Origin of the sequence: Bacteroides sp., assembly GCA_036351255.1 — a bacterium.
Lineage (GTDB): Bacteria > Bacteroidota > Bacteroidia > Bacteroidales > UBA7960 > UBA7960.
Map to the genome: position 1 here is coordinate 43,848 of JAZBOS010000128.1, position 16,374 is coordinate 60,221.

The window sequence follows — 16,374 nt, forward strand, 5'->3', positions numbered from 1 at the left end:
TTACTTTTTATTTCTAACCTGATCTTAAAAGGAAACGAAAACTAAGGATTATTAGGGACTAGTTTTTCACTCTTCCCGGGATTTAATTTACAAGTTTAACAAAAAATTCTCCATTGGTTATGGTGAGTGTTTCCTCTGAGCTCGTTTTCTTAACAACGCCCGAGAAAAAACCTCTTACCAGCGTATCGTTAAGCATGGAAATTGTAAGTGAGCCTTCTGGATTACTCAAGTCTGTTAAATAATTGTCAAATTCGTCCACATAACTAAAGCGGACCCCTACCATTTGGTTATCAGTCTGCACCAGGCCTGAATAGTTTCCGAGGCCTAAGGGTTCGGTATCGTATATCTGTATTAAAATTCCGGTAATTTCCTCAATATTTCCATAAATACCAAGTTCATACTGGTCTCCATAATGGGCTGTGGTCGCCCCAAGCGATGGCTGATCTTTAAATTCAACCACTGTATTATTTATGGTGGCCTGAATGAAATAGGTTTCCGGAGCAGGTTCCTTTTCATCTTCCTGGCAGGAAAAGACCAGCAAAGCCATAGGAATAAACAGAAGAAATCGCGTGAAAGGGCAGAGGGCCAATTTGTCCATGAAATCACCCAATTTTAATATTACAAAAATGATGCCTGAACAGGGGTAAAATTAGGGCATTTTCTTAATAAAGCGCAAAGATTATTGCCGAAATCCTGAGGGCAAATAAGATCTTCCATCCATTGTGACCCCATCCTTTATAAAAAAAACTTACTTTTGAACAGAAACAATTTTCTTTTGATTCACCCAAAACATTGTATGATGAAAAAACTGATGCTGATGCTGGCCCTGGGAAGTTTTGTGGCCTTGAGTTTCTCTTCTTGTAAATCGTCGAAAACCGATACCCCCGAACAGGTGGTGGAGGCGTTTTTAAAGCACATGACCAATGGTGATCTCGATAAAGCCATGGAACTGTGCACCCCTGAAACGGCTGAGATTCTTTCTCAATGGCAAAAGGAAGGATTTAATTTGTTTGAAGACGTCACTTTTGAAAATATTCAATGTGAGATAATCTCTGAAACGGAGGCCGAATGCAGCTATTATGCTGATGGCGACCGGGCCGCCCTCGATGTGGTGAAAATCGATGGCGAATGGAAGGTGCTTATGGAGAAGTGAGAGGTGAGAAGTGAGAGATGAGAGATGAGAGATGAGAGATGAGAGATGAGAGGTATGGCTCTAAGGGTCTCCCTCCTGGTCTGGGAGCCCCATGCTCCAAGCCCCAAGTCCCATGCCCATGCCCTTATCCCCATACTTGATTTCTTTTATTAATTTTGCAGTCGAATGAGGCAAAATCAAATCCCGGAAATTGAGCATCCAGGCATTGTAGATCACCTGGATGGTGGGCAGGCTTATGTGCGGATACAAGCACAGGCGGCCTGCGGATCATGTCATGCTAAGAGTTATTGCGGGATGGCTGAGGTGACCGATAAGGTGGTTGAGGTTTGTCTTGAACCTGATGAACGGGTTGAAGCTGGTCAGCAAGTCACCGTTACCCTTAAGCGTTCCCTGGGCTTCCGTGCCCTTTTCCTGGGTTACCTCTTGCCCTTCCTGATCCTGCTCGCCAGCCTCTTTATTTTAATGGCCCTTACTGGCAACGAAGGCTTCAGCGCCCTGGTCTCACTGGCTTTGATGGTACCCTATTACGGCATTCTTTACTTCAACCGGGAAAAGATCAGGAGTATATTTACCTTCCGAATCAAGGGTTAGGGATCAGGGATTAGGGTTTAGGGTTTAAGGTTCAGGGTATAAGGTCTCAGGTGTTTGATGTCTGACACTTATCAAATCAAAAATCCCTGCCTGCAGGTTTACCCGCCGAAGGAGGGCAGGCAGGGTTAATCGTTAATCTGAAATCAAATAACACCTTAAGTCCCTTAAGTTTCTAAAGTCTCTCAAGTCACTCCATGGGCTTTCAAATCCTCGAAATCAAGCTCCCCACTGGTTACCACCAGCCGGAATTGCGTGCTCTGATTGCCAGGCAACTGGGCATCCAAAACTTTAGTTTTCAGATCGAATCCCAAAGCCTTGATGCCCGCAACAAGAGCCGCATCCATTGGCTGGTGAGGGTAGGGGTGACCTCTGATGAACTCAAGAGTGGAGAGCCCTTGCCTCAGCCATGCCTCGAGATCCCTTACCGGAAAAGGGATCAGAAGGTCTTTATCCTGGGCAGCGGTCCGGCGGGATTCTTTTCTGCCCTGGTGCTCCAGATGGCAGGCTTCGAGACCCTGCTGGTGGAGCGGGGCGCTGAAGTGGATACCCGGGCAGGTAAACTCCATCAATTTGAGAAGACCGGTGATTTCAGTCCCATGGCCAACTATTCCTTTGGCGAGGGCGGGGCAGGCACCTTTTCCGATGGCAAGCTTACCTCGCGCTCCAAGCACATCTCGTGCGAGCGGGCCTTTTTTACTCAGCAATACATTCAGGCAGGCGCACCACCCGAGATCGCTTACCTGGCCCATCCCCACGTGGGCAGCGATAAATTGCGGGTGGTAATAAAGAACTTGCGTGAGCAATATCAGTCCCTTGGCGGGAAGATCCTGTTCGAGACCTTGCTCAGCGACCTGGTCATCCAGCAGGGCAGGGTGGAGGAGGCGGTGACCTCTTCCGGCACCTTTTCGGCCGATCATTTTGTGCTGGCGCCAGGGCATTCGGCTTACGAGACCTACCGGATGCTGATAAGCCGCGGGGTCCCTTTCCGGATCAAGAACTTTGCGCTGGGCAGTCGTGCCGAGCATCCCCAGGCGCTCATCAACCGGGCGCAGTGGGGAACAGAGAAGCTGGAAGGTGTGAAAGCCGCCGAATACCGCCTCACCTCCCCGGGCGATGGCAAGCACCCTGTCTATTCCTTCTGTATGTGCCCCGGCGGGATGGTTGTGCCCGCCGCCACCTATGCCCACGTGAACACCGTTAACGGGATGAGCTATTACAAGCGCGCCGGCCAGTTTGCCAATGCGGCCTGTGTGGCGGGCGTGCATCCAACACAGCTCTCCGCAAAGATACAATCCCCCCTGGATGCCATGGCCTGGCTCGAAGACCTTGAGCATTCCTTTTACAAGTTCTCCAAAGGCTATGGGGCACCCGCCTGTACCATTGCCGATTTCCTGAAGGGCAAAATGGGCAGTCCCCTGCCCAAAAGCAGTTACCCCCTTGGACTCCTGCCAGCACCCTTATGGGAAATGCTGCCCCCCATCATCGTCAGCGCCATGCGCGAAGGCCTGAAAGACTTCTCCCGAAAACTCAGGGGCTATGACCAGGGAATCCTCTTAGGCCTGGAAAGCAAGACCTCCTCCCCAATACAGGTTATCCGCAACCCCCAGGGACTGGTGGAAGGCTTTGAAAACCTTTATCTTGCAGGCGAAGCCAGCGGCTTTGCCGGAGGCATCGTTTCCAGCGCCGCCGACGGCATTAAAATAGCCATGAAAATTAGTGGTGAGTGATGAGTGATTAGAGATGAGAAATGAGAGGTGAGAGATGAGAAAGTTCTCAAGGCTCTTTTTTCTGGTTGTCCTATTGGGTCCTAAAAGTACCCAAATCCTGTCAAAAAACACTGATATACAATGACTTAAAAAACAGAAATTTCTTCTTTCAACTTCCTGCTTCCAACTTTTTACTTCCTACTTCCTACTGCTTACTGCCTGCTGAATTCGCTGCGCTCTCCCCCGCCAGCCATCCCGTGCTCCAGGCGATCTGCAGGTTATAGCCCCCGGTGTCGGCGTCCAGATCGAGCACTTCCCCCGCGAAATAAAGGTTTTTGACAAGCTTCGATTCCATGGTGGAGGGGTCCGCCTCAGCGGTGTTTATCCCTCCTGCCGTGATGATGGCCTCTTTAAACGAGCGGCAGCCGGTTACCTTGAAGCGAAGGTCCTTTAATAGCAGGAGGATCTTTTTCCTGGCCTTGGCAGGAAGCTGATGGCCTTCCATCTCCGGGTCCAGTTCCAGCAGCTCAATGAAAACTGGGACCATCAGTGCAGGCAGCCAAAGCCGCAGCAGGTTGCTGATCTTCTTCCGACCCTGGCTGTCGAGGTCGCGCAGCAGGCGTTTGTCGAGGGTGGCCTCGTCGAGGGCTGGCTTCAGGTCGACCGAGATCTCGATATGGCGCCGGGCATTGAGGGCGGCCACCACACCGCGGCTCAGGCTCAGGATGATGGGTCCTGACAGCCCGAAATGGGTAAACAGCATCTCCCCAAATTCATCGGTCACTTTTTTTCCGTCGATCCATACGGATGCCTTTACGTTCTTAAGGCTAAGCCCCTGCATTTTCTGGGCAGTGTCGCCAGTTGTTTCCAGGGGTACCAGCGCCTGATGCAGGGCGACAATGCTATGTCCGGCCGTTTCAGCCAACTTATAGCCATCGCCTGTTGAGCCTGTCGTGGGGTATGATTTTCCCCCTGTGGCTACAATGACTTTCCTGCAGGGGATCTCCACCAGCTTGTTGCCCTGGTGCAGGCTTACACCGGATACCGAACCGTCATTAATAATCAGGCTTTCAACTCGTTGCCCGTATCGGAACTCCACCTTTTGTTTTTGCACCCAGCGCACCAGGGTATTGACCACATCGGCGGCTTTCCGGCTAAGGGGGAATATCCTGTCGCCGCGATCCACAAAGGTCTCAAGCCCCTCGCGGTTCAGCAGGGAGACCATGTCGTCGGAGAAGAAGGTGGCAAAAGCGTGGCGCAGGAATCGGCCGTTGGGATAGACCTTTTTCAGGAATTGGCTCTGAGGAGCCTCGTTGGTGATGTTGCAGTGACCTTTGCCAGTAATGAGCAACTTACGCCCGGGCCGCTCGTTGCGCTCCAGGACAAGGACCCTGGCGCCCAATTCACCGGCGCGCCCGGCAGCCAGCAAGCCCGCTGCACCCGCACCAATCACAATGATATCGTATCCTTCCATCTGAACAGCAAAGGTAAAGATTTAAGAATTACCGGGGGCGTTTGAATCAGGGGGATACAAAACAGTTTTTTAATATTAAAAAAATAGTTATTTAAAGAAAAAAGGTTATATATAGTGACACAACGCTCGTACCATGCTCGGGTATAGGTCGTGCCGGGCTCGCATACGGGTCTTGTGGACACGACCATGGTAGGTCTTTGGTAGGGATATAAAGGCTTAAAATCTTGGTTTTAAGCAAAAAAAACCGCCCCGGAAACAATTCCGGGACGGTATCTTTAGTTAAAGAAAACAATTTAGTGTCCGCCTGCTGCTGGAGGTGCGGGTTGATCCGGACTGCCGGCATTGCGGATGGGGATAAAGATCAGATAGAGGGCCACCAGGATGATGACGATGAAACCGATGGTAAAGGTGGGGTTCTGGAAGAATGAGAACACATTGAACAGGAACACGCCGCCCACGGCAAACATCGCAACCACAAGGCCCATCAGGGCCTCACCTGCAATAAGACCAGAGGCAAGCAAAATGCCTACATTTTCCGAGCGTTGTTTCTGGCCTTCATTGAATTTGCGTCGCTTGGCCATCGTATCGGTAATGCCTTTGATGAGACCACCCACGAAGATAGCAAAGGTAGTGGTCAGGGGCAGATACATCCCTACAGAGACCAGCATGGGGCTTTTCACGCCCATCAGGATAAAGCCAACGCCCATAAAGATCCCAACGATGATCAGGGGCCAGGCCATTTCGCCGCCTACGATGCCGCGCGAAAGAATAGCCATGAGGCTTGCCTGGGGGGCAGGAAGCTCTTCGCTGCCGAAACCACCGGCATAGCCTTCGATAGCACCCCGGGCCACGTCGCCGTCGTTAAGAATAGTGAGGATGAAAAACATAATGGCACCAGAGGCTACCACCCCGATAATGTTACCGATTTCCATTTTCCAGGGGGTACCGCCCAGGATGTGACCTGACTTCAGGTCCTGCAGCATCTCGCCAGCCACGGCTGCCGACACACAGACGATGGCAGCTACGCCGAGCACAGCGGCAACACCTGCATCCCCCCCGTCAATGCCCAAAAGCACCAGCACCAGGGCGGTAATGACCAGGGCGGTGAGGGTAAGTCCGCTGATGGGGTTGTTGGAAGAGCCGATGAGGCCTACCAGGTAACCCGAAACAGCGGCAAAGAAAAAGGCCAGGATGGTCATGACGATAGCTACCACAATGGCAACCCACATATAGGTATGGAAAATGAAATAGGTGATGCCCCAGGTTAGGATGGCCACAGCAATGATACCGATAACGACAAAGCGGAAGCTGAGGTCTTTTTCAATGCGGTTGGCATCACCAGCCAGGCCTGAAGCGGCTTTCTTTACATCGCCAATGGAACGGGAAATTCCCTCGATGAGGCTATTGCGCATTTTAAAGAGGGTAAAAATCGCTCCCACCAGCATACCGCCAATGGCAATTGGCCTGACGATGCTCGACCAAACATTCTTGGCTTCGGCAAGCCATGCGGCAGAACTTGTGGGATCAACCATCTCGAGGCTTGGACCAATGAAATAAAGGATGATAGGAGTCAGCAAACCCCAGGCGATGATGCCACCACTGAAGGCCAGTGCCCCCAAGGTGGGCCCGATGATGTAACCAACGCCAATGTATGCAGGGCTTACACCCGGGGAACCCAGGAACATCCCGCCTTCACCACTGAATTTGCTTCCGGCGATGGTTTGCTTACCCCAGAGGATAAATTGTTCCCATGCTGTTGCAAAAAGTCTGAATTCGGCCAGCAGTTTAACTATGGCGCCCACGATCATGGCCTGGAACAGCCACTTCGAACCACCCGCGCCAGTACGACCGGCTTTGTGGATCTCGGCGGCAGCCACACTCTCGGGGAAGGGAAGTTCGGCATCTTCCACCATCACGCGGCGCAGCAGGGCGACAAACATGATGCCCAGAAAACCGCCTCCGATCATAATCAGGGAAGAGGTTACGTAGTTGCCTGCCGTAAAGAAGGGATCCCAAAGACCGGCAATAAAAAAGGCCGGAAGGGTGAAAATAGCTCCGGCAGCCACCGATTCGCCGATGGCGCCCACCGTTCGGGCCAGGTTTTCTTCAAGGATGGTGCCCTTGACAATCTTCAGCAAGGCCATTCCAACCACAGCAGCAGGATAAACAGCGGCAATGGTCATACCTGCCTTAAGGCCCAGGTAGGCGTTGGCGGCCCCAAGTACGACTGACATCACCAGCCCTATGAGCAAAGCCCGAAGGGTAAACTCCTTCATGTCTGTCTCGGCAGAAACAAAGGGAACAAATTGTCTTTCTTCTGTCATGTTAGCTCCTTTTTTGTGGGTTTTCGATTAAAAATGAACACGAATTTGCTGATTTTTTTCATATTAAGGAAGCGTTATCTGAAAAAAAATTAAAATAAATCCTTAATCCATTAAGTTGTTGAAATTTAGATAGATTCTAAACAAGGCTGTATGTCGCTGATGTTCAGTTTTCTGTAAAGGTGCAAGATAGGCACATAAGTGTATTTGTTTGATTGACAATGGCTTGTAGAGCTTTAAAAAACCTGTTGAAGGCTTAAGGGTTTGATTTTTGTTTTCTATTTTTGCCCCGAGTTGAGGTTAATCGATTCACAGCGCTTGATTTTGTGGCGCGAGCTTGTTTTCTTTCACTAACAAACCCTTCAGAGGTGAACGAAATTACGTTATTTTCCGTCTTATCACTGGGAGCCATTGGGGCGATATCTGCGATCATCCTGTATATGGTAGCCCAGAAATTTAAAGTTATAGAGGATCCACGCATCGACTTGGTGGCCGACAAGTTACCCGGAGCGAACTGCGGGGGATGCGGCTATGCTGGCTGCCGTGCCATGGCCGAAGCCATCGTGAAGGCCGAAAGCCTGGATGGGATGAGCTGTCCTCCGGGTGGTAATGCTGTGATGCAGGATATCGCCGAAGTTTTAGGCCTTGAAGCTGCCGAGCAGGAACCCATGATCGCGGTGCTTCGTTGTAATGGGAGCCGTGAAAATTCGCCCCCTAAGGTAAAATACGAGGGTGCAATGACCTGTGCCTTTGCCCATAGCCTGTTTGCGGGCGAGGGTGGCTGCCCTTATGGCTGCCTGGGATGCGGCGACTGCGTGGAGGCTTGCCAGTTCGATGCGATGTATATGGATCCGGTGACCGGCCTGCCAGTAATCCTCGATGACAAGTGTGTGGCTTGCGGGGCTTGTGTGAAAGCCTGCCCACGCAACATCATCGAGATGCGTAAGAAGGGCAAAAAGGACCGCCGCATTTTCGTTTCCTGCATTAACAAGGAGAAAGGCGGGGTTGCACGCAAGAACTGCGAGGTGGCCTGCATCGGCTGTGGCAAATGCGTGAAAGAATGCAAATTCGATGCCATCACCATGGAAAATAACCTGGCCTATATCGATTTCAACAAGTGCACGCTGTGCCGTAAATGCGTTCCGGTATGCCCCACCAATGCCATCCACGAACTGAACTTCCCGCCAAGGAAGCCGAAGGTGGAGGCGCAGGCTGCAATTGAAGAAAAGTAATTTGAGGATTAGCAGATGTGAGGATTAGCAGATTGAGAATTTAGGAATATAAAGATTAAAGATTCTTCTACCTGAAACCAAAAACCTAATACCGGAAACCCGAAACCTGGAACATCTAATTTAAGATTGAACTGTAACACAATTATACTTTGAAAACTTTCAAGCTTGGTGGTGTTCATCCACCTGAAAATAAGTTATCAGCCCATGCGCCGATCGAGGTGCTGACCTTACCTGCCGTGGTGACGATTCCCTTGTCGCAGCATTTGGGAGCGCCGGCCAGTCCGGTAGTGGCTAAGGGCGACAAGGTAAAGGCGGGGCAGCTTATAGCCAAAGGCTCGGGATTCATTTCGGCCAACATTCATTCGTCTGTTTCTGGCACAGTGGCCAAGATTGACGACCTGCCCGATTCGAGCGGCTACCGCAAAAAATCCATCGTGATCAATGTGGAAGGCGATGAATGGGCTGAGGGCATCGATTTAAGTGCCGACCTGGTAAAAGAATGTTCCCTGGATGCCAAGGAGATCACTGCCCGGGTGAACGAAATGGGTATTGTAGGGATGGGCGGAGCTACCTTTCCATCACACGTCAAACTGATGGTGCCTCCGGGGAAAAAAGCTGATGTATTGATTATTAATGGTGTGGAATGCGAACCCTATCTGACCTCTGACCACAGGCTGATGCTGGAAAAAGGCAGGGAGATGCTGGTGGGGGTAACCATCCAGATGAAAGCCCTGGGTGTAAGTCGCGCTATCATCGGCATTGAGAACAACAAGCCCGATGCCCTTGAGCATATGCGGCATCTGGCGAAGGAATTTCCCGGGATCAGCGTAGAGCCCCTGAAGGTGAAATACCCGCAGGGCGGTGAAAAGCAACTCATTAAGGCCCTGACTGGCCGTGAGGTGCCTTCGGGTAAGCTTCCCATCGAAGTGGGTGCCGTGGTGCATAATGTGGGAACTGCTTATGCGGTATATGAGGCGGTACAAAAAAACAAACCACTGGTGGAACGGGTGGTGACCGTTACCGGAAAGGGGCTGCAGAAGTCATCCAATTTCCAGGTGCGTATAGGTACACCAGTTAGTGCATTGATAGAAGCTGTCGGCGGAATGCCTGAGGATACCGGGAAAGTGGTGAATGGTGGCCCCATGATGGGGAAAGCCGTCAGTAACCTTGAAGTGCCGGTCACCAAAGGCACCAGCGGTATTCTGGTATTTCCATCAGCCGAGTCCAGTCGCAAGCCCATTCTGAACTGCATTCGCTGTGGGCGATGCGCCACGGCTTGCCCCATGGGCCTGGAGCCTTACCTGCTGGGTGCCCTTTCGGACCAGAAACGAGATGAGGATTGCGAAAAGGAGAGGATCATGGACTGCATGGAATGCGGCTCGTGTCATTTTATTTGTCCTTCAGGCAGGCCACTGCTCGATCAGATCAGGGTGGGCAAGACCCGGGTGGGTACCATGATCCGAAAGCGCTCGCAACATTAATTCATTAGTAGATTGCACAGAAGATAACAGCAAAGAAAAAACCTATGAGTTTACTAACGGTATCGGGCTCGCCCCATGTGCATGACAGCCAGTCGGTCAGCAAGATCATGTTTGGCGTGGTCGTTTCGCTGATTCCGGCCATGCTGGTTTCCTTTTATTTTTTCGGCCTGGCTGCCATCCTGCTGACACTTACGGCAGTGGTCAGTTGCATTGCCGTGGAGTATGTCATCCAGAAATACATGATCAAGGGGCCCCTGACCATATTTGATGGTTCAGCGGTCATCACGGGCATCCTGCTGGCCTTTAACGTGCCTGCCAACCTCCCCTTGTATATGGTTGTGATTGGTTCGATTGTGGCTATAGGCATCGGTAAGATGACTTTTGGTGGTCTGGGAAAAAACCCCTTTAACCCCGCCCTGGTGGGCAGGGTATTCCTGATGATTTCCTTCCCGGTGCATATGACCAATTATCCCAAGCCTACCGCCTTTAGCACCCAGCTGACCGACATTGTTACTGGTCCCACCCCCCTCGCTATAATGAAGGAGGGTCTGGATAAGGGTGAATCGGTTGCCGAGATCATCCCACAGATACCTGAATATGGGCAATTGCTGCTTGGGCAAATGGGCGGTTCAATGGGTGAAATTTCAGCTATTGCGCTTTTGCTGGGCGGATTGTATATGTTGTATAAAAAACTGATCACCTGGCATATTCCGGTGGCCTTCCTGGGCACCGTGCTGGTTTTCACTGGCATCTTCTGGCTGGCTGATCCGGGTTATCATTTTAATCCTTTATATCATCTGTTATCAGGTGGCTTGATGCTAGGAGCCCTGTACATGGCCACCGACATGGTCACCAGTCCCATGAGCAAACGGGGCATGCTGATCTTTGGTGTGGGGTGTGGTATATTGACGGTGATTATTCGCATGTTCGGAGCCTATCCGGAAGGGGTAGCCTTTTCTATTTTAATTATGAATGCTTTTGTTCCGCTTATTAACCGTAGCATCAAACCCCGTCGTTTTGGGGAGGAGGTGAAAAATGGCTAAGAAAGAATCTTCGTTTCTCAATATGTTGTTGACCTTGCTGGTGGTGACGGCGGTAGCTTCGTTTGCCCTGGCCAGTGTTTATAATGTCACCAAGGCCCCCATCGCCCAATCGCGTGAGGCAGCCCGGCAAAACGCCATCACCCAGGTGGTACCCGCCTTTGACCGTTTGGAAACCCAAAAGTTTTTGCCCATGGATGGCAAGGACTCACTGGAGTTCAACTTTGCCTACCAGGGAGACGAATTGGTGGGGGTTGCCGTAGGAACCTATACTGACGAGGGGTTCAGTGGCCGCATTCAGGCCATGGTAGGCTTTTACCCTGACGGGCGAATTGTGGATGTGGTCCATCTGCAGCACGCAGAAACCCCTGGTCTGGGCGACAAGATCGATAAGAAGAAGTCGGACTGGAGCGACCAGTTCAAGGAATTTGATCCTGCCAGCCAATCACTGCGTGTGAAAAAGGATGGAGGGGACGTAGATGCCATCACGGCAGCTACCATCACCAGCCGAGCCTATTGTGATGGCATCCAGCGTGCCTACAGCACTTTTGTTGAACATGTGAAAAATCAGGAAGGAGGAGCCCAATGAGTCAATGGAAAAACTTCACCAAGGGATTTATCAAGGAGAACCCGGTATTTGTTTTGCTGCTGGGCCTTTGCCCCACCCTTGGGGTGACCACTTCGGCCATCAATGGGATGGGGATGGGTCTGGCAACCACCTTTGTACTGGTATCCTCAAACGTGGTAGTTTCATTGATCAAGAATGCCATCCCGGATAAAGTGCGTATCCCTTCCTTCATTGTGATTATCGCCTCGTTTGTTACCATTGTTCAACTGGTAATGGAGGCTTATTCCCCGGATCTTTTCGCGGCCTTGGGTCTGTTTATCCCCCTGATCGTGGTAAACTGCATTGTCATGGGGCGTGCAGAGGCCTTTGCCAGTAAGAAAGGAGTGCTGAGCTCACTGATTGACGGACTTGGGATGGGGCTGGGCTTCACCTTTGCATTGACCTTGTTGGGGGCGGTCCGCGAGATCTTGGGTGCAGGGGCTATCTTTGGTCACTCTTTCATTAAGGGTGAAGGCATGCTTTTGTTTGTGCTTGCTCCCGGTGCTTTCCTGGGGCTGGGATACCTGATTGCCTTGTCTAATCTCCTGAAGAAAAAGGAATAAAATCTGAGCCATGGAATATATACTGATCATAATCGGAGCCGTATTTGTCAATAACATCGTATTGGCGCATTTTCTGGGGATCTGTCCCTTTATCGGGGTTTCATCCAAAGTCTCTACCTCCACAGGGATGTCGGGAGCCGTGATGTTTGTCATGACCCTGGCCACAGTGGTCACCTACCTGATCTATAAGTTCATCCTGGTACCCTTTGAGATTACCTTTCTTCAGACCATTTCCTATATATTGGTGATTGCTGCTCTTGTGCAAATGGTCGAGATCATCCTGAAAAAAGTGAGCCCGGCCCTTTACCAAGCCCTGGGGATCTTTCTCCCGCTGATCACAACCAACTGCGCGGTGCTTGGGGTAGCCCTGCTGACCGTACAGAAAGACCTGAACCTTTTAGAGGGCGTGGTTTTTGCCATTGCCAACGCCATTGGTTTCGGCCTGGCGATCATTCTTTTTGCAGGTATTCGCGAGCACCTGGATCTGATGGGAGTTCCCAAAGGCATGCAGGGCGCTCCCGTGGCCCTAATCACCGCAGGGATCCTGGCGCTGGCCTTTATGGGGTTTGCCGGTTTGGTATAAATCGTTTTTTTTCAATGGAAACCCGGGTTCACCAACACCCGGGTTTTTTATTTTCTTTTGTACCTTTACACGAATTTTTTCCTAAATCCTCCTGAAATGGCCCTTGACACCATTATCGAATTGCAGAATGTTTCCGTATTCCAGAAAAATGTGCTGGTGCTTACGGAAGTAAGCCTGGAAATAGAACGCGGCGAATTTTGTTACCTGATTGGACGTACCGGGACCGGTAAGAGCAGTCTGCTGAAAATTCTCTATGGTGATTTGCCTATGGTGGATGGATATGCCAAGGTGGCTGGATTTGAAATGAAAGGGATCAAAGAAAAACAGATTCCTTTTCTGCGCCGAAAAATCGGCATTGTATTCCAGGACTTTCAGCTGCTTACCGACCGTTCGGTGAAGGACAACCTGCTGTTCGTAATGAAGGCAACGGGCTGGAACGATAAGGTGGCCATGGAGGAGCGCCTGGAAGACGTGCTGGAAAAGGTAGGCCTGCGCACGAAGGGATTTAAAATGCCACACCAGCTTTCAGGGGGGGAGCAACAAAGGGTGGTCGTTGCACGTGCCCTCATCAATGATCCTGACATCATCCTGGCCGACGAGCCTACGGGAAATTTGGATCCCGAAACCAGTGAAGGGATCATGGACCTGATGTTTGAAATCAGCAAAACCGGGCGTGCCGTATTAATGGCTACCCACGACTACCGGCTTTTTGATAAGTTTCCTGCACGCATTTTCAAATGCGAAGGGGGAAGGGTGATTGATGTGAATGGAGCAAAGCAGGTTGCTGAAGATGTGGAAGATAATTCAAAAGAACAGGGAGAGGAAGAATAATAATTTTTCGTTTTGAAAATGCTCTGTCTGGACAATCCTTAATTGTCCTCCAGAACTTTCTTATAAATGCCCCTGATGACAACCTCTTCCTTTTCCCAGTTGAGTTCCTTAGCTGCCTGAAGGCAGTTTGATTTCCACAATTCCAATTGAACGGAATTAGAAAGCATCTCGCTGATACTGGCAGCTATGGTTGCCGGATCGTGATCCACGGCGATCTTACCAACCTGGTATTTTTTCACAATACGACTTAATTCAGGGAGGTCGGAGACCAGCACCGGGGTTCCGGCCATAATGTAATCGAAGAGTTTGTTGGGCAGACTGTAAAGGTAATTCAGGCTTCCGGGCTTATCAAGGGAAACGCCTATGGTGGCGTTGGAGGTAAATTGCATCAATTGTTCATAGGGCATTTTGGGCAGGAAGCGTACCCTCTTTTCAAGGCGTAAATCCTTGACCTTTTCCTTTAATTGCTCCATTACATTTCCATCCCCAATGATCAGCAAAAGCGCATTTCCGATTCCGTATTCAGGAAGGAATGCTTCAATGAGTTCTTCGGTGCCCCGGTTCACGTTGATGCCGCTTCCCTGGAGGAGGATAATGGGCTGGCTTTCAGGAAGCCCCAGCTCTGTTCGTGAGAGCATCTCAACGGGTTTCCGGTAGCGTGGCATGTTGCGCACCACGTGCAGTTTTTTACCGAAATCCTTTTTGTAAAGTGCGGCAATGGACTCGTTGACGGTGATGATGGTATTTTGCCTGGGGAATAGGTATTTCTCCAGGCTTTTCCAGAACCAACACCTGAATGGCCGGTCTTCTATTTCCGGTGAGCCGGTAAAATATTCGTGGGTGTCGTAAACAAGGGGTTTGCGGCGCAGTCTGGCCACCAGGTGGACGGGCAAAAGGGTATCGAGGTCATTGGCCACAAACAGGTCTGCCTTGGAAAACAAGAGGAAAAAGAACAATTTCAGGTTGAACTCAGCATAAAACAGGAGGCCCTTTTGAAACCAAACCGGGATGCGTTTAACCTCGGCCCATTCAGGACAAAAAGGCGGACTTCCTTTTCGCATAACCCCTGCAATGAGGGGTTGAAATCCCATAGCCTGCAAGGTCTGCGCCATTTTATTTACCCGCTGATCGGTGAAGACATCATTCGTGACGGTGAAGATTACACGGCGCATGTTAAGGTTTCAGGTTTTGCGTTTCAGGTTCAAGGGTTAGCAAATCAAAAATTATCAATCCTTAATCGTTAATCTGAAATCAAAAGTTTCTCAGGGTAACGGCCTTCCTGCCTATTCCACGCTCGGTGCTTTTTCTTCTCCTTCTTTATAACGTGCGATTTTGATGTTTAGATATGCAAAGGCAACGGTCATGAAAGGGCTGATGATATTAAAAAAACAGTAGGGCAGGAAAGTCAGGGTAGACACCCCAAGGACTGTTGCCTGGGTGGCCCCGCAGGTATTCCATGGCACCAGGACGGAGGTCACGGTGCCGCTGTCTTCGAGGGTACGGCTGAGGAGTTGTGGCTTGAGGCCCCGTTCACGGTAGGTCTCGGCAAACATGCGGCCCGGCACCACAATGCTCAGGTATTGGTCGCTGGCCGTAATGTTGAAAAAAATGCAGGTCCCTGCCGTGGAAGCCACCAGTGATCCAGTGTTGTGGGCCAGTTTGATGACTGATTCAGTAATGCGGTGGAGCAATCCGCTGCTTTCCATAATGCCGCCAAAGATCATGGCGCACATGATGAGCCAGACCGTATTGAGCATGCCGCGCATCCCCCCTGTTTCCAGAAGGGTATTGACCATCGCGTTATCGGTGGTTACACTGATGTTGGTGTACATTGACTTCATGATGGCGATATAAGCAGCCATGTGGAACTTGTCCTCCATTCCGCTAACCTGTCGTATGATCTGTGGCTGGAAAATCAGGGCAAAGAGCGCACCTGCCAGGGTTCCCACGAGCAAGGCAGGCAGGGCCGGAACTTTACGGACGATAAGCGTTATGACCAGTGCGGGAACGATAAAAAGCCAGGGGGAAATATTGAACGTGCTGTCGATGGCTCTCAGTACCGGAGCAATGTCATTAATTTCCCCACCCTGTGAGCGGGTGAGGCCCATTATTGTAAAAATGACGAGGGTAATGAGTATGGTTGGCCCGGTGGTCAAAGCCATATACCTGATATGGGTAAACAGGTCGGTCCCAGCCATCGCAGGGGCAAGGTTAGTTGTGTCTGACAAGGGCGACATTTTATCCCCAAAATAGGCCCCAGAAATGATGGCACCCCCAATCATTCCGTCTGGAATTCCCAGTGCGCGTCCTATTCCCAGGAGGGCCACACCGAGGGTAGCTACCGTGCTCCAACTGCTTCCCGTGGCCAATGACACAATGGCACTCACCACACAGGCGGCTACCAGGAAAATGGTTGGGTTAAGGATTTTCAGCCCGTAATAAACCATGGAAGGCACCACGCCGCTCAGGAGCCAGGTCCCAGCCAGTGACCCTATCAACAGAAGGATCAGGATGGATGACATGGCAGAGCCAATGCTTTTTACAATTCCTTTAAGCAAATGGTCCCAGGAGTAACCCAGGCGCATGGCAATGATGGCGGCCACCGAAGCCGAAAGGATCAGGACGATTTGGTTGGACCCGGAAAGCGAATCATCACCAAAAATGAAAACGTTAATGGAAATCAGTGCTGTCAGGAAGATTACAGGGATGAGTGCCTCAATAAGTTTAGGCCGTCGTTTCGCCTTGGTCATAGGATTGGGATTAAATTCAGAACCTGTCAGCAAAGACCCGTA

At 50.7% G+C, this 16,374-nt stretch carries 15 protein-coding genes; 10 read left to right on the forward strand and 5 right to left on the reverse strand.

Annotation, left to right across the window (positions count from 1 at the left end):
• Positions 1-82: 82 nt before the first annotated feature.
• Positions 83-598: a hypothetical protein gene (locus V2I46_12535; protein MEE4178323.1), complete on the reverse strand. Its 516-nt coding sequence runs from the start codon at positions 596-598 to the stop codon at positions 83-85.
• Positions 599-799: 201 nt separating this feature from the next.
• On the opposite strand from V2I46_12535, the gene V2I46_12540 reads away from it, so the two are divergent.
• The 3 genes from V2I46_12540 to V2I46_12550 all read left to right on the forward strand — a co-directional run bounded on the left by V2I46_12540 (position 800) and on the right by V2I46_12550 (position 3,471).
• Entirely contained in the window at positions 800-1,153 is a 354-nt protein-coding gene (locus tag V2I46_12540; protein MEE4178324.1) for a hypothetical protein, read from the forward strand.
• A 165-nt stretch (positions 1,154-1,318) separates the two neighbouring features.
• Positions 1,319-1,744 (forward strand): SoxR reducing system RseC family protein, encoded by a 426-nt coding sequence (locus V2I46_12545; GenBank protein MEE4178325.1) that lies wholly within the window; start codon positions 1,319-1,321, stop codon positions 1,742-1,744.
• 194 nt (positions 1,745-1,938) lie between these two features.
• Positions 1,939-3,471, forward strand: coding sequence for an FAD-dependent monooxygenase (locus V2I46_12550; GenBank protein ID MEE4178326.1), 1,533 nt, complete (start codon positions 1,939-1,941; stop codon positions 3,469-3,471).
• A gap of 184 nt (positions 3,472-3,655) precedes the next feature.
• Here the strand turns inward: V2I46_12550 and V2I46_12555 are convergent, their stop codons facing one another.
• Both V2I46_12555 and V2I46_12560 read right to left on the reverse strand, forming a co-directional pair.
• Positions 3,656-4,924, reverse strand: coding sequence for an NAD(P)/FAD-dependent oxidoreductase (locus V2I46_12555; GenBank protein MEE4178327.1), 1,269 nt, complete (start codon positions 4,922-4,924; stop codon positions 3,656-3,658).
• Between the two features lie 293 nt (positions 4,925-5,217).
• Positions 5,218-7,248: an oligopeptide transporter, OPT family gene (locus V2I46_12560; protein MEE4178328.1), complete on the reverse strand. Its 2,031-nt coding sequence runs from the start codon at positions 7,246-7,248 to the stop codon at positions 5,218-5,220.
• A 365-nt stretch (positions 7,249-7,613) separates the two neighbouring features.
• Between V2I46_12560 and V2I46_12565 the strand changes: the two genes are divergently transcribed.
• From V2I46_12565 to V2I46_12595, 7 genes are all read left to right on the forward strand, one after another.
• Entirely contained in the window at positions 7,614-8,477 is an 864-nt protein-coding gene (locus tag V2I46_12565) for a Fe-S cluster domain-containing protein (GenBank protein MEE4178329.1), read from the forward strand.
• Between the two features lie 149 nt (positions 8,478-8,626).
• Complete coding sequence (rsxC, locus tag V2I46_12570) at positions 8,627-9,958, forward strand: electron transport complex subunit RsxC (protein MEE4178330.1); 1,332 nt, start codon at positions 8,627-8,629, stop codon at positions 9,956-9,958.
• 44 nt (positions 9,959-10,002) lie between these two features.
• Positions 10,003-11,001 carry an RnfABCDGE type electron transport complex subunit D gene (locus V2I46_12575; protein MEE4178331.1) on the forward strand — a complete coding sequence of 333 codons (999 nt, stop codon included), beginning with the start codon at positions 10,003-10,005 and terminating at the stop codon, positions 10,999-11,001.
• Positions 10,994-11,587, forward strand: a complete 594-nt coding sequence (locus V2I46_12580) for an RnfABCDGE type electron transport complex subunit G (protein MEE4178332.1) — start codon at positions 10,994-10,996, stop codon at positions 11,585-11,587. Before V2I46_12575 ends, V2I46_12580 begins: the two co-directional genes overlap by 8 nt.
• A complete protein-coding gene (locus tag V2I46_12585; protein ID MEE4178333.1) occupies positions 11,584-12,168 on the forward strand; it encodes an electron transport complex subunit E in 585 nt (194 codons plus the stop codon). The genes V2I46_12580 and V2I46_12585 overlap by 4 nt, the downstream gene beginning before the upstream one ends.
• Positions 12,169-12,178: 10 nt before the next feature.
• Complete coding sequence (gene rsxA / locus V2I46_12590; protein ID MEE4178334.1) at positions 12,179-12,751, forward strand: electron transport complex subunit RsxA; 573 nt, start codon at positions 12,179-12,181, stop codon at positions 12,749-12,751.
• 96 nt (positions 12,752-12,847) lie between these two features.
• Positions 12,848-13,582 carry an ATP-binding cassette domain-containing protein gene (locus V2I46_12595; protein MEE4178335.1) on the forward strand — a complete coding sequence of 245 codons (735 nt, stop codon included), beginning with the start codon at positions 12,848-12,850 and terminating at the stop codon, positions 13,580-13,582.
• A gap of 38 nt (positions 13,583-13,620) precedes the next feature.
• Here V2I46_12595 and V2I46_12600 read toward each other — a convergent pair whose 3' ends face one another.
• On the reverse strand, positions 13,621-14,754 hold the full coding sequence (locus V2I46_12600) for a glycosyltransferase (GenBank protein MEE4178336.1): 1,134 nt from the start codon (positions 14,752-14,754) through the stop codon (positions 13,621-13,623).
• A gap of 111 nt (positions 14,755-14,865) precedes the next feature.
• Entirely contained in the window at positions 14,866-16,332 is a 1,467-nt protein-coding gene (gene nhaC / locus V2I46_12605) for a Na+/H+ antiporter NhaC (GenBank protein MEE4178337.1), read from the reverse strand.
• Positions 16,333-16,374: the final 42 nt, after the last annotated feature.

Excerpts from the sequence above, each read along its gene's own strand:
- V2I46_12580 (MEE4178332.1), top strand. The coding sequence starts at position 10,994 with ATGGCTAAGAAAGAATCTTCGTTTCTCAATATGTTGTTGACCTTGCTG.
- nhaC (MEE4178337.1), bottom strand. The coding sequence starts at position 16,332 with ATGACCAAGGCGAAACGACGGCCTAAACTTATTGAGGCACTCATCCCT.
- V2I46_12575 (MEE4178331.1), top strand. The coding sequence starts at position 10,003 with ATGAGTTTACTAACGGTATCGGGCTCGCCCCATGTGCATGACAGCCAG.
- V2I46_12560 (MEE4178328.1), bottom strand. The coding sequence starts at position 7,248 with ATGACAGAAGAAAGACAATTTGTTCCCTTTGTTTCTGCCGAGACAGAC.
- V2I46_12545 (MEE4178325.1), top strand. The coding sequence starts at position 1,319 with ATGAGGCAAAATCAAATCCCGGAAATTGAGCATCCAGGCATTGTAGAT.
- rsxA (MEE4178334.1), top strand. The coding sequence starts at position 12,179 with ATGGAATATATACTGATCATAATCGGAGCCGTATTTGTCAATAACATC.
- V2I46_12600 (MEE4178336.1), bottom strand. The coding sequence starts at position 14,754 with ATGCGCCGTGTAATCTTCACCGTCACGAATGATGTCTTCACCGATCAG.
- V2I46_12555 (MEE4178327.1), bottom strand. The coding sequence starts at position 4,924 with ATGGAAGGATACGATATCATTGTGATTGGTGCGGGTGCAGCGGGCTTG.
- V2I46_12585 (MEE4178333.1), top strand. The coding sequence starts at position 11,584 with ATGAGTCAATGGAAAAACTTCACCAAGGGATTTATCAAGGAGAACCCG.
- V2I46_12550 (MEE4178326.1), top strand. The coding sequence starts at position 1,939 with ATGGGCTTTCAAATCCTCGAAATCAAGCTCCCCACTGGTTACCACCAG.
- V2I46_12535 (MEE4178323.1), bottom strand. The coding sequence starts at position 598 with ATGGACAAATTGGCCCTCTGCCCTTTCACGCGATTTCTTCTGTTTATT.
- V2I46_12540 (MEE4178324.1), top strand. The coding sequence starts at position 800 with ATGAAAAAACTGATGCTGATGCTGGCCCTGGGAAGTTTTGTGGCCTTG.
- V2I46_12595 (MEE4178335.1), top strand. The coding sequence starts at position 12,848 with ATGGCCCTTGACACCATTATCGAATTGCAGAATGTTTCCGTATTCCAG.